This is a genomic window from Haloarcula sp. CBA1127, assembly GCF_001485575.1.
Classification (GTDB): domain Archaea; phylum Halobacteriota; class Halobacteria; order Halobacteriales; family Haloarculaceae; genus Haloarcula.
The window spans coordinates 91,769-104,668 of the sequence record NZ_BCNB01000001.1 but is presented as its reverse complement, the minus strand read 5'-3'; the positions used below and the strand labels follow the sequence as shown (position 1 = coordinate 104,668).

8 protein-coding genes are annotated in these 12,900 nt (G+C 58.2%); 1 reads left to right on the top strand and 7 read right to left on the bottom strand.

Annotated features, from left to right (window positions below; translation table 11 throughout):
* Nucleotides 1-59: 59 nt before the first annotated feature.
* From AV059_RS00465 to AV059_RS00440, 6 genes are all read right to left on the bottom strand, one after another.
* Nucleotides 60-779 (bottom strand): energy-coupling factor transporter transmembrane protein EcfT, encoded by a 720-nt coding sequence (locus AV059_RS00465; protein ID WP_195156594.1) that lies wholly within the window; start codon nt 777-779, stop codon nt 60-62.
* Complete coding sequence (locus AV059_RS00460; protein WP_058991393.1) at nt 779-1,177, bottom strand: hypothetical protein; 399 nt, start codon at nt 1,175-1,177, stop codon at nt 779-781. The genes AV059_RS00465 and AV059_RS00460 overlap by 1 nt, the downstream gene beginning before the upstream one ends.
* Nucleotides 1,178-1,331: 154 nt before the next feature.
* A complete protein-coding gene (locus tag AV059_RS00455) occupies nt 1,332-2,294 on the bottom strand; it encodes a hypothetical protein (protein ID WP_228841669.1) in 963 nt (320 codons plus the stop codon).
* Between the two features lie 269 nt (nt 2,295-2,563).
* Entirely contained in the window at nt 2,564-3,805 is a 1,242-nt protein-coding gene (locus AV059_RS00450) for a hypothetical protein (protein ID WP_154020965.1), read from the bottom strand.
* A 148-nt stretch (nt 3,806-3,953) separates the two neighbouring features.
* Nucleotides 3,954-5,036, bottom strand: coding sequence for a hypothetical protein (locus tag AV059_RS00445; protein WP_228841668.1), 1,083 nt, complete (start codon nt 5,034-5,036; stop codon nt 3,954-3,956).
* 29 nt (nt 5,037-5,065) lie between these two features.
* Complete coding sequence (locus AV059_RS00440) at nt 5,066-10,660, bottom strand: hypothetical protein (protein ID WP_228841667.1); 5,595 nt, start codon at nt 10,658-10,660, stop codon at nt 5,066-5,068.
* Nucleotides 10,661-10,764: 104 nt separating this feature from the next.
* Here AV059_RS00440 and AV059_RS22215 point away from each other — a divergent pair, with 104 nt between their 5' ends.
* Entirely contained in the window at nt 10,765-11,670 is a 906-nt protein-coding gene (locus tag AV059_RS22215; RefSeq protein ID WP_079990686.1) for a hypothetical protein, read from the top strand.
* A gap of 92 nt (nt 11,671-11,762) precedes the next feature.
* Here the strand turns inward: AV059_RS22215 and AV059_RS00430 are convergent, their stop codons facing one another.
* Nucleotides 11,763-12,785 carry a tyrosine-type recombinase/integrase gene (locus AV059_RS00430; protein ID WP_058991389.1) on the bottom strand — a complete coding sequence of 341 codons (1,023 nt, stop codon included), beginning with the start codon at nt 12,783-12,785 and terminating at the stop codon, nt 11,763-11,765.
* Nucleotides 12,786-12,900 lie beyond the last annotated feature (115 nt).

Below are 12,900 nucleotides of genomic sequence, written 5' to 3'. Positions count from 1 at the left end.
ACGAATGTATCCGGTATGCACGGTATCAGTACAGCAATCCGTGGTTGTAATACTGAAAATCATCGTAGTAGGGTCAACGCTCCAAGCGCTTTGAGATACCACAACGCCCCAACGATTCCGACCGTTAGCGTCCAGAAGAGAGTGACGAACGCGACATCTTTCTTGGTGACCGATTGCCTGCGGTGATAGGTTCGCTCGTCGTACGCGTCGAAAGCCCGTGCATCCATCGCGAGCGCCGTGCGCTCGGCGCGACGGATCGCATTCACGAATAGGGGTATCGCGTAGCGAGTCGCCCGCTGGAGACGGTCGCGAAGTCCGTTAGTATCCGGCACTCCTCTGACTGTATGGGCAGCCCGGACCGTCTGCACGTCGGACCGCATCATCGGTGCGAACCGAAGGGCGGCCATTGCACTGTAGCCAATCTGGTAGGGCATATCGACGTTCTGTACAAGTGCGTGGAGGAACGATTCCGTATCGGTCGTTATGACAAACAGAAGCGAGAGGACGGACAGCGCGAGGATGCGCAGCCCCGTGGCCGCCCCGACTCGTAACCCCGCTTCTCGCACCGTGAATGGTCCGAGAAACGCCAAGATTTCCCCGGATGCTCCGTCGGGACTACCGACGACGAACGGGTAGACAAACACGAAACCGACCGCGAGCGCCGCGAGTGGGGCCGCCACACGAAGGTATTTGACCGGCGAGAGACGGCCTAAGAAGACCGTCATGAGAGTGCCGACCATGATAAAGACCAGCGGCGTGTACGGATCGGTGACGAGCATCAGCAGCCCCATCGCCGGCTCTTTTTCACTCTGTCGGCGTGTTCGTCGTCAGGGTTCTGGAGCGCGTAGATCCACGTCGTAAATTCCAAGTATGGCGTTGATTCATACAATGGAAAACCAAGGCCTTGCTTTTCGAATGCGATTGAAATATCTTCCCAACCTGTTTCTAATTTCACTTTTATAGTTGGATATTCTATCGCGATTTGGGCAACCCGTTTGTATTCCACAGACTCTTCCATCCTTTCATCATCTCTGTCCCAGTATACGACTTCAATCTCGTCAGAGCGATTTGTTTCATCAAGATGCTGAGGGAGTTCTCGGAAGAGTGATTTGTAGACTGCTAAAGATGGCACTGTATCAAATGTATAAGCAATTTCTATCCAGTCGTAGTCCTCCATTTTTTAATTTCCCGAATTATCCTGTGATTGCTGTGTTTTTACTTTCATCGACGACTTCTATCGTAATGTCCACGCCGTCTATCCGCAACAGCACGTCGGCGGCGTCCTGGTCCGTCTCAGCGCTTGTGGTGAGGAGTGTCGAAAGAGACTGCAGTCACAGCAGTCGCTCCCGGATGTACTGGTCGATGTTCTCGGTGTCGTCGAGTTCGTTAAGCGTGTCCAGTGCGCCCTCCATTGAGTCGAGGTCGTCGGCGGTGAAATCGTCCTGTTGGGCCACGCGGCCGAGACTCGCGAGGAGTTTGATCTTGCTCACGGTGGTGTCGAGGTCCATCACCTTCGTGACGACATTCTCGGCTTCGGGATCGTCCAGTCGAACGAACGATGGTGGGATTACGTCCCGAAGCAACGCCGAGACGTAGAGATCGTCTTCAGCAGTGGCGGGTATATCTGAGAGCATTCGCTTGACGATATCTGCCTTGTCTCCCGTGGTATCAGTGACAACGTTCCGCACGAATGTGCCGGTATCGAGATGCCGCAGGTTCCGGTGCTCGTCGACGCGGACGGGGACAAGTCGTAAGTCCTCGTTGGCAAACTCCGAGACGATATCGTCACGGTGGACACAGACATCAGTGCCGATCGCATCGGGGTCGAAACTCGCGAACGGATCTGACAGTGTCACGTCACTCGGCGGTGAAACGGCGTCCGCTCGATCCACCCCATCCAACAGATACCGGTCTGCTGGGTGTTTACTGCCGTAGTCATACAAAGGTATCCGGGTCGTGATGATAAGGATACTCCCGTTTTCGAGTTCTTCGACCATCCACGCCGGCGTGTCCAGAACCCGCTCACGGCCGCCAAACCGGTCGATCAACGATTGAGAGTACACGCCCAGCCACGGGATGCGCTCTAGTTCGAATGGTGTCTCGAGCGGTAGGACTGCCTCTGGTGTCGGGGCTATCTCACCGTCCATTATGGCCCTGTTGAACGTCGAAACGTAGAACGGGTCAAGTTCTTCCGCGAGTCGGCGAATCAGTTCGACGAATATCTGCGCAGGGCCCGTGTACGTATCAGCCGAGTTACTATCTGTTTTGACCAGTCGGTTTGCATCCACAGACATCTTTAGCATGGTGTCAATCGGTCCGCTCCAGTCGTCGAAACGAAACCTAAAACGTATCTCTCTGTTCTCGGAATGAACCGAGATTCGGCCTTTTTCCGAGAGGGTCGCATCTTCCGGATTCAACGGTTGCGAATCGGTCACGTGTTCCGTCAATCCCATGTCTGCACAGATTGAAAGTGTTCTGTCGATAACTCCCGCTTCGACTGGCTGCTCATCGCTGTAAAAATAGGCGGATACTAACCCCTCCTGCTTGATTCGATTACTTATATTCATTCGTCTAACTCATTATAACTCTTGAATTCGACACTAACGTCATCAAAGTTGTCCTCAACCAGTTGCCCAACGTCGGAAGGAGTTTCGACACCATCCACAGTATCTGGGAATTCACCGGTAACTTCGTCACTGTACTTGGCGTCAAGTTGGTCCTGTCGCATAACGACGACAATTTCATCTTGGCCGCTCGCAGCTTGTGTATTTAGCTTTTCGCGGAGGCTGTTGAGTCTCCCGCCGAGTTCTTCATACTCGCCTTTGTCGGGGTACAGCGGTGTGAAGTCCTTGGTGTTCTTCGACTCGTACGCGGCCCCGTTACGGTCGTTGACGTCGATGTCGGTCGGACCTTCTTTGAGGTCGTCTCTGGTGACGCCATCGGGGAGATCTTCGTCGTCAATGTTGTCGGGATCAACCATCGACTCCATCTCGACATCTGCGTCGTCATTGTTTTCGATGACACGCCGTGCCGTGCGGGTCTCACCCGCGAGTCCAGTGTAGCCGGACTGGTCACCAGATATCCTACTGATAGTATCATCCAGACGGTCGACGTTCTGGTCGTCAAGCGACTCAAGATCTTCCATGACTTTGCCCGGCTCTTCGCCTGGGACACCGTCAGGCACATCGTCCGAATCCTCGAACGCTCTGACGAGTTTGTCCGAGGCGTCTTGGTCCAGTCCGCTGCGACTGTCGACGAAGTCCTCAACAGATTTCAGGACCCCATCGCAGGGACTATTACAGACATCGGTACGCATGAGTCGGACCGCGTCCGTATCAGACCGCGCCATAGCCCCCCGAGCCACCGCTTTCTCATCGGCGTACAGTTCGTCGTAGCGTCTGAGCGCTGTCGACAGTTCGTCACTATCGACCGCGTCGCTCTCGTAGGCCCGGGTGAACCGCCGCTGGGCGGCGGCGTCGTCCATCCGTAACAGCACGTCGGCGGCGTCTTGGTCGGTCTCGGCGAGGTCGTTGAGCGCTCGCCGCCCTTTCGGGCCGGTGTTCTCGAAGAGATCGGCGGCCTTCAGCGTAGGGTCCTCGATGTCCGTGTCGCCGAGGTAGTTCTTGCCGTCGCTGTTGAGTCGGTCGAATTGCTCGGTGACCTGCTGACGGCGCGGCCCGGGCATGTCATTAAGCTTCGCGCTCATCCGGCCGGTCGGCACGTCGGCGTCGGGGACCGCGTTGTCGACTTTCCCGGCCCGGCGCAGCGCCGTCGGTTTGACGCCGTTTGGCACCCGGTCGGGCACCGCCGAGTCAGCGGTATCGACGACCCGTCTGAGTTTCGAGGAACTGCTCAGCCCCTTCTGCAGGATATCGACTTGCTGGAGTCAAAGGACAGTGCGACGGTCGCGGTCGTTCAGTATTTGTTACAAGTAATGCGAACAGAGACTGCTGTCACAGAAGCTTCGCCTGAATGTACTGGTCGATTCCGTCTTGATCATCCATCTCGCCCAGTTCGTCCAGTATCCCCTCAATAGTCGCCATCACGTCGTCGGAGACATCCGCCGATTGGGCGGTCTGTGCAAGACTCACCAGCAACTCGAACTTGCTGGTCTCGATATCCAGCGCCAGCGTCTTCGAGACGATTGTCTCGCCCTCGGGGTCGTCCAGCCGGACGAACGCCGGTGGAATCGACCCCTCGATGAGTGCTGATAATCGCTCGCTGTCCGGGTCAGCGTCTTCCGGTAGCTCGCCCAGTGCGTTTCCGTTGTCGATGAGTCGCCGGACGAATGAATCATCCTTGACGCGACGGAGGGTGTCTGAGTCGTCCCGGTACACCCGCTCCAGCGTCAGCGCCTCGTTGGTGAACTCCGGGGCGATATCGTCCTTGGCGACGACTGCATCGGTCCCGTACTCGCCAGCGTCAAGGGCGGTAAACGGGTCCGCGAAGCCGCTATCAGTTTCAGTGCCTCCACGCTGTAAGTCTCGCTGCTCCGAGTCAGTGAACTCGGAGTTCCTCCAGGGGCCGTCAGCAGTCATCGCGAAGACGTGTCCGCTGTCGAGTTCCGCGTACCGCCACGGCTCGCCGCCGTACAGTGCTTCGAACCCGCCCAGCTCTTCCAAGAGCGACTCGGAGTAGACGGCCAGTTGTGGTACTTGGTCTATGTGGCCGGCGAATGGCATCCCTGTTGGCGCAATGTCACTGTACTGGTCAATCGTTATAAGTAACGGAATGTACTCCGCATCGTATGCAGTGGCCAGTTCACAGGCTAAGTCGACAACGACGTCGATGAACTCCGCGTATTTCCCGTCGTCTGACCACTTCCGTGGCCAGAGTGCTTCAGAGAGACTGACCATTAGTACCCGCTCGTACGGGTCGCGGTTCTCGGAGATATCGAACTGGAAGTTGAGACCACACTCCGCACCGTACTCCGGCCAATCTTTATCTTCGCTGTGTGGGTTTGTCGATACGGTTATTCCAGCCAGTTCTGCAGCATCAAAGCCTGTATTTATAATTTCGTCCGGTTCCTCGCGCACATGTACTGTCAAATATGAACTTTCCATGGCTAAAGATCACTATAGCTGGTCACTTCAACGGTCACGTCTTTGTCGATCCCTAGTTGATTAGAGAGCGTGCTTTCGATGTCATTTTCCAGTTCGTTACTCACCACGTCACGGGCAGATGACCCACTTCGGTCAAGACGAGCCGCCTCAGCATCGATGTGGTCTCGATTCATAGCGACGACAATCTCGTCTTCCCCTGCAACTGCATGTGTGCGCAGTTTTTGTTTAAGTTCTCTCATTGCGCGTTCCTTCAGGAAATCAGAAGTATCTGAATCAATGTTCAGATTCTTCGATTCAATTGCCGGACTGTTCAATGTCTCTCCATTGACTTCAACATCAGTATTTGAGTCTATATCAACATCACTACCAGACTTGCTGACGTCCTTGAACTTGCTATTACTATCGACTGAGCTAGCAATGCTTGCAGTATGCTCTTTTTCGATATCGGCTGAGGTAATCTCCTGTTCGAATTCGATATCCCCATCACCAGCATCGATACCTTCTCGATCATCCAGACTCCGTCCAACATATCCTTCGCCCGCTGGGCCTTTGAATCCAGATTTTTGACGCGAAGCGCTTTTGACGACATCGTCGAGGTCATCGAAGCCGTCCCGGCTTTCCAAATCGTTGAGCACATCCTGAAGCTCACGGGCATCAGTGATTGGGCCCTCAGATACTTGCGACGAAACCTCATACGCTTCAACGAGGTTGCCTGCACCACTGTCGTCCAGTTCCAAATCATCAGCTAAGGAGTCAGCGTCGTTGGTGAGTCTCACACCGTCTGCGCCCTTTCTATTAATCAGATCGGTCGCCGCGTCCTGTGCATTGCGGTCGAAGCCGATAATCGAATCCAGAGCGCCTTTCGTGTTGACATCTCTCAGTTCATCATCGCCGATGTCCGACACCGCCCTCACGAAGTCGTCTCTCATATCGTCGGGGAGACCAGGGCAGGTCCCGCTCTGTTTGAGGGCCGTCGACGGTCCTGCAACCGAGTGATACCGGTCGGTCCGAAGCGAGCCCGCTCCGCCGAGCGACGGCGCACTCCTAGCTCCACACGGCGAGACGATAGCGTCGAACGTATCGGAGTCACTGCGTGCTGCGAAATCAGCCGCGTCGTCACCGTTGCGTGCCAGCAGGTCGTCGAACTCGTCCTTGCCGTCACTATCAAGACTATCGTACCGAGTGAGTGCCGTCGCCAGTTCGTCACCGCCGACCTCGCCGCTGTCGTAGGCCCGGGTGAACCGCCGCTGGGCGGCGGCGTCGTCCATCCGTAACAGCACGTCGGCGGCGTCTTGGTCGGTCTCAGCGAGGTCGTTGAGCGCTCGGCGACCTTTCGGGCCGGTGTTCTCGAAGAGATCGGCGGCCTTCAGCGTGGGGTCCTCGATGTCCGTATCACCGAGGTAGTTCTTGCCGTCGCTATCGAGTCGGTCGAACTGCTCGGTGGTCCGCTGGCGACGTGGGCCAGGCATGTCATCGAGCTTCGCGCTCATCCGGCCGGTCGGCACGTCGGCGTCGGGGACCGCGTTGTCGACTTTCCCGGCCCGGCGCAGCGCCGTCGGTTTGACGCCGTTTGGCACCCGGTCGGGCACCGCCGAGTCAGCGGTATCGACGACCCGTCTGAGTTTTGAGGAACTACTCAGCCCCTTCTGCAGGAAACTCGATCCGCCAGAGGCCGCCGCCGGGGCGACTGTCCCGGTCGTGTACCCCAGCGACCAGCCGCCACCGAACTCCTGGTAGTACTGCTCGTGTGGGTCGAACGGGTTGCGGGTCTCGTGCTGGTCGCGGAGCTGCGCCGCCATCATCTCCGGGAGTTTGGTCAGAATCGCGGGGTTGCTGGCTATCGTTGCCCCCAACTGGGCCATCTGTTCAGCGTAACCGATGGGGTTCGAGATCATCTCGGCGATGCCCGCGACGCTCTCTCCGGCCACAGTTGACGTGCCGGAAGAGAAGCCCATCCAGGCGACGAACCCACCTTTGCCGGGATTGGCGGGGAAACGTGCGTATTTATCTGCTGCCTGCCCGAACGTGTCGGGCCCACTGAGTTCCTTCCGCTTCGTGTTGCCGTGGGCATCCGTGGCCCTGGCGTCGACAGTCACCGGCGTGAAGAAGCCGGTCGCACCGGTGTAGATGGCGTCGAGTCGGTCCCGCTCAACGTCAATGTCAGCGGTAAACGTCCGGGCGGACTCATTGTCGCCCAGCGCGGACCACTGCTCATTGCCAGCCTTGTAGAAGCGAATCGCGTGGATGCCGCTCTGGTCTGTGGCGCTGACTCTGACCGTGTAGCTGGTCCGCTGGACGTTGTCGCTGTTGACTGCCAGTGGTTCGATCAGCGGCGCTTCATGATCGTGGATTGTCGGGTCGTTATTATTGGTGTCCTCAGTGTGGTCATTGTTGCCGTCACGATCCGAGTCGGCGACGGTCGGACTTGTACCGAGCCTACGCTCCTCGTGGTCCGGCAGCAAGTCACCGTCGGTGTCAGCTGAAAGCGGGTCTGAGCTGACGTTTTGCTCCCAGAGCACACCAATGGGGTTCCCGTCATTCTGGCGGGCCTCGACGAACTGTTCAGCTGTCGAGGGTGAGCGTGCAAGGTAGGTGTTCCAGCCACGGTTCTCTTCAGGGTCCGTAAGTCCGTCACCGTCACTGTTGACCTCGGTCGGGTTCGAGTTAGCGACGGCGATACTCGTCTCGAGGGTCCCGTTGTCAGCCTCGGTCTTGTAGATGACCTCTTCCCCATCGGGAATGCCGTCCCCGTCCGTATCAGCGTCGTACGGGTCAGTCGAGAACGTTGTTCCCGGCCCGGTCGGCAGAGTCCAAGTCTGATTCTCGACAGCGTCCCGGATGCCGTCTCCGTCACTGTCGGAAGTCTCCTGCGGAGTTACCTCGGCGCGCATATTGACACCGTCAGCCGAGAGACTGACGTTCGTCGGTCCATGGGCTAACGTAGAGACGTTGACAACCGTCTGGACAGTCCCAACAGTCCCAATAGCGAGGTCTTTCGAGACCGTTGTTCCGCTCGCACCGGTCACCTCGACGCTCGCTGCCGGATTATCGTCGGTCTGCTCGGTCTGGTAGACGACAACGAGGTCGTCGGCGTCGTCGGTCAGTTCGTAGGTGACGTTTGCAGCACCCGTGTCCCCAGCGACGTTGCTGGACGTGTTCTCGTCAGGGTCGTCCGGGACGCTAATAGTAATGTTCTGGTCAGTAGCGAGAGACTCGTTGTTAGGGTCGGTTGCGCGGCCGGAGAGAATTTCCCAGTCGGAGATTTCGCCGGGCGTAATTGGGTCCCTCTCCGCCTGCTCGTTGAAGTTGGGCGTGATGGTGATCGTCGAGTTGGTCAGTCCACCACGAAACACACCGCCGTCGGTGTTATCGTCATTCCAGGCCCAGTCGGGACTCGTGCCGTAATTGTCGCCGGGGTCGTCCTTGACTACCCAACCCCCGTCATTGACTGGCAGACCGTAGAGTTCGAGAGAGACGGCGGCACCGGAACCGTCTCGCGGTTTATCCTGCAGTGAAACGAGACTGAGCCCGTTCGGTCCCGACCAGAAGAACAGCCGGCTCGTGTCGCTCTTGGCGACCGGGAGTGGCGAGTTTATTTCGGCGTTCCCATAATCGTAGAAGTTCCGGATGGTCTGGCCGTTGCTCAGCGGGACTATCTCGTAGGTATCACCACCCTGCTCGATGCTGATTTTCCGGGTGGTCGGTTCTCCGCCAAGGACGACAGTCTCGTTCGTGGTCAGGTTGCAGGCGTTCGAACAGCGGAACGAGTCAGTGGCATTGAGATCGATCGGGTCACCGATGTCGAGGGTCGTCGTGCTGACCCACTCGTCGGTGTCGAGCACAGTAAAGTATGAGAAGTGGTCGACGGTGGCGGTCGCCGTGCCATTGTCGATCGTCGTTTCGACTTTACTCCACGAGTCGGTTGACGAGCCGTTCCACGTGTATATAGAGAGATTCTCGTAGTCAGACTCGGGGACTGACGTGTCGACCGGCAGTTCGATTGTCGCGTTCTTGAACGCCGTGCGGTTTTCGACCTGAATCGTCTGGCCCGCACTGGCAGCAGTGCCCTCAAAGAAGCCGGGCTTTGCCTTGATAGTCACATTGCCTGCCGACCCGTTCGTCTTGAGCGTCACCGTAGCGCCCGTCGAATCGTCGTCCATCGTCGTCTCGAAAGTCTCGTTGCCGTCGAGGACGCCGTCACCGTCGGTGTCGTTGACAAGTGGGTCTGTCCCCAGCTTGAGTTCCTCGTCGTCGTCCAACCCATCGGCGTCCGTGTCCGGCAGCGTCGGGTCCGTCCCCAGCTCGATTTCTCGACTGTCGTTCAGCGAGTCGCCGTCAGTATCACTCCGGTCGACCAGGGTCCCGCGCTGGGCCTCCTCGCTGTTGGTGAGGCCGTCGCCGTCAAGATCGCTGGCCCCGTCGCTCGTCCCGTCACCGTTCGTGTCGGCCGTCAGTGGGTCAAACTGCTTGTTGCGGTATTCGAACCCATCGGTGAGCCCGTCACCGTCGGTGTCGTTTACATATGGGTCCGTACCGATGGTATATTCCCTGTAGTTACCGAGCGTGTCTAAGTCGAAGTCCTCCATCCCGTCGATGACGTCGTTGTTCGCTTCGGTGTAGTTGGTAAGCGATGACTCGCTGTCGTTGTTCACCGGGTCTGTCTGAGTGACGTTCCGCTCGTAGGCGTCCGGGAGGCCATCGTCATCACGGTCGTTATCAAGGTAGTCGGGCATCCCGTCGCCGTCGCTGTCGTTTTGACCCTCAACGCCGTCGGGGGCCCCGTCGCCGTCGGCGTCGGTGTCGAGCCAGTTGACCGTCTCGTCGAAGTCGACATCGTGGCTGTAATTCTGGCCGTCCAGCGCTTCGGTCTGGGTGTTGATGCCGTCGCCGTCGTCGTCGGTGTCGCGGTAGTTGGGCGTCCCGTCGCCGTCGGTGTCAACGTCGCCTTCGCGCAAGTCAGGGATGCGGTCGCCGTCGCTGTCAGCATCACGGGCGTCAATGACTCCATTGCCGTCCGTGTCAATCGGCTTTCCACCGTTGGTTTCGGTCCAATCGCCGATTCCGTCGCTGTCGGTATCGGTGTCGAATGCGTTGGTGCCGAGCGCGACCTCGACAGTGTTGTTGAGGCCGTCGCCGTCGGCGTCGGTCTCGGTTGGGTTGATAGCCTGAACGTAGAGCCACTGGCCGTCGCTGACCGTGACTCGTCCGTCCCCAGTGAAGTCGAAACTCGAACTGTAGTTCTGGACGGAGGCGTTTGTGAGATGAGCAAGCAACGCTTGGCTGTCGACGACGTCGAAGCTGCCATCACCGTTGACGTCCTCGAAGCGTCCATCACCGTTCGGGTCGGTCGGGCTCGCCGAGTCAACGACCGGGTCGGGTGTCACAGCCGTGTTTCCGGCGCCAGTGCCGATGCTGGTGTTACCCGCGTCCGTACCGGTGTTGCCTGCATTGCCGGCCTGTGTGAGTGCGCCGGCCGGAACCGCTGCGACGACTGGGCTGGTGACAAGCAATACGGTCAGGATGACCGCCAACAGCGGCCGTGCCTGTTCACTTACGAGTTCGATACCCTCACGAGTACGACTGTGGCCTCTAGACATGAAGTATTCCAGTGTTAATTCAAGAGTTACTTTCGGTTTATTTAATACTGTGGAAATCGGGTTCGATAATATCGATGCAACTCGCTCGTCTCATGAGGGTAGTATTGGTTAGCGCTGCGCTGATTGGGAGTACTGCTGTCGTTTCTGGTGCCGGCGGGACAGAGGTTCGACTTTCGCCGGCTGCAGAGAGCATTGATCCGGGCGCAACCGTTGAGTACGAGCTGGTGGTGGGCGAGGCCAGCGGTGGTGTCGGTACGTTCAACGCGACAGTGTCGCTCAACGACAGCAGCGTCGCGACCATCGAGAGCGTCAGGTATGCCGACAGCCCAGCGTACGCCAAGCAGCCCGACGGCGGGGCGTCAGTGCAGTTGGCGGCGACGGGAATGAACACGCTCCAGAGCGGCCCGGTGGAACTCGCGACCGTCACTGTCCAAGCCGAAAATCCCGGAGCTATCGGGCTCTCCGTGAGTGTCGCGGCGCTGGGTGACGAGAACGGCAGTGCCTACTCGGTCACCGGCACAGAAGGGCGCATCCTCACCGTCGAAGGGCAGACCGACGATGAGAATGGATCGACACCAACGCCGACGGAAACAGCCACACCAACGCCAACGGACACGTCAACGCCTACGCCGACTGAGACGGAAACTCCTACTGAGGAAGACTCGTCGAGTTCCGGCGGTAGTAATGATGATGGTGATGACGATGATAGCGACTCCAGCGGCAGTGACTCTGGTGACACAGTAACAGCGACGGACACACCGACAGGAACGGAAACAACGCCGAGTGACATCCCAACAACGACGACCGCAGTGACTGAACGCTCGACCGAAACGGACACCGAGGAATCAACCTCGACCCAGACCAGCAGCGGTGGGCCAGCAATCACACCGTCTCAGACCGCGGCCACAGACAATGTCGAGCCGTCTGGGAGCGCACCGACGAATTTGCTTATTGCCGGGAGCATGATCGTCGCTGTTCTCGGTGGGATCATCATCTACCGTCGGTTGTAGGAGCGGTTCCAGAACAGACGATACGTTCTCACCTCGTGGACCAGTTCAGTGGGGGCGTCGTCTGTCTCTCATTTTGAAGAGATGTCCGCAAGCTACTCGCCGGAGATAATGTCGTTCGCTTCGTCACGCGTTCGCTTTGCTGCCTCCTGTGCATAGCCCTCGTGTGTTGTCTCGATGGACTTGTGCCGCAGTACATCCTGAGCCAGCTGTGGGTTTTCGCGATAGATTTCTCGCCCGAGGCCACGGCGAGCGCCGTGTGGTTTCAGCGGTTCCTCGAAGTCATACTCAGACCACTCACAGAGATCGGCGAGGATGTTTCGGGCTGACTGGGTTGTGATCGACGGCGTCGGGTCCAGGGCTTTCGCCGCGTTATCGAGTCGCGGGAACACGGCTTCGTCTTCGTCAGGCTCCCGGAGTTGCTTCCAGCGCCGGAGTGGACGAAGTGCATCGTCGAGGATGGGTGCAGACTCTCGGGTGCGATTCTTTCCGAACACCTGCATCGTGCCAGCATCGAGGTCGACGTGTCGCCACCGGAGGCCGTTCCGTTCCTCGTCATCGGAGACGGCGACGAGTTCCGCGCTGCGGGCTCCGGAGTAGGCGAGTAAGAAGACGAGTGCCTGGTCGCGGTAGGCCGCCGTGCGGTCGACGTCACCACTTTCGCCGGCTTCGTCGACGCGGGCAGTGGCAGTGGCGCAGATGGCTTCGCGATCGCGTGTGGTCCAGTATTGCTGGTCAGTTTCGGTCTCGTCGGTTGGAAGTGGGCCTTCGGCGTGGTTGGTCTTGGCCGGGTTCGTCGGTATCAGCCCTTCGTAGACAGCCCACGTGAGGAACGAACGGACGTAGGCGAAGTAGCGGCGTGCTGTCTCTGGTGAGATATCGTCCCGATCATCGGCTCGGGCTAGCTCACGAGCGTACTGCCGGCAGAGATCATCGTCAATGTCCTTGGGGTTGGTGATACCATGCTGGTCCCGACTCCATGCCGCGAACTTCCGCAGGACGCTCGCGACGTTTGTTCGGTAGCGTCCGGAGTCGATATCGACCAGTCGTTTCTCGATGGCTGTTTCGAGGGCGTCATCCCCGGGAGTAGCGTCGTACTGAGTCGGAAGCCGATCCATGCTTCCTGTACAGCGACGGTCCGGGTAAAATTGGTGGTGCTTATTAGGATAATACAAACCTAATTCAAAAACCAGAATTTCGCCATTTCAGCACCCTCTATGTTGCTTAGAATAG

Excerpts from the sequence above, each read along its gene's own strand:
- AV059_RS00460 (WP_058991393.1), bottom strand. The coding sequence starts at position 1,177 with ATGGAGGACTACGACTGGATAGAAATTGCTTATACATTTGATACAGTG.
- AV059_RS00440 (WP_228841667.1), bottom strand. The coding sequence starts at position 10,660 with ATGTCTAGAGGCCACAGTCGTACTCGTGAGGGTATCGAACTCGTAAGT.
- AV059_RS00455 (WP_228841669.1), bottom strand. The coding sequence starts at position 2,294 with ATGTCTGTGGATGCAAACCGACTGGTCAAAACAGATAGTAACTCGGCT.
- AV059_RS00465 (WP_195156594.1), bottom strand. The coding sequence starts at position 779 with ATGCTCGTCACCGATCCGTACACGCCGCTGGTCTTTATCATGGTCGGC.
- AV059_RS00430 (WP_058991389.1), bottom strand. The coding sequence starts at position 12,785 with ATGGATCGGCTTCCGACTCAGTACGACGCTACTCCCGGGGATGACGCC.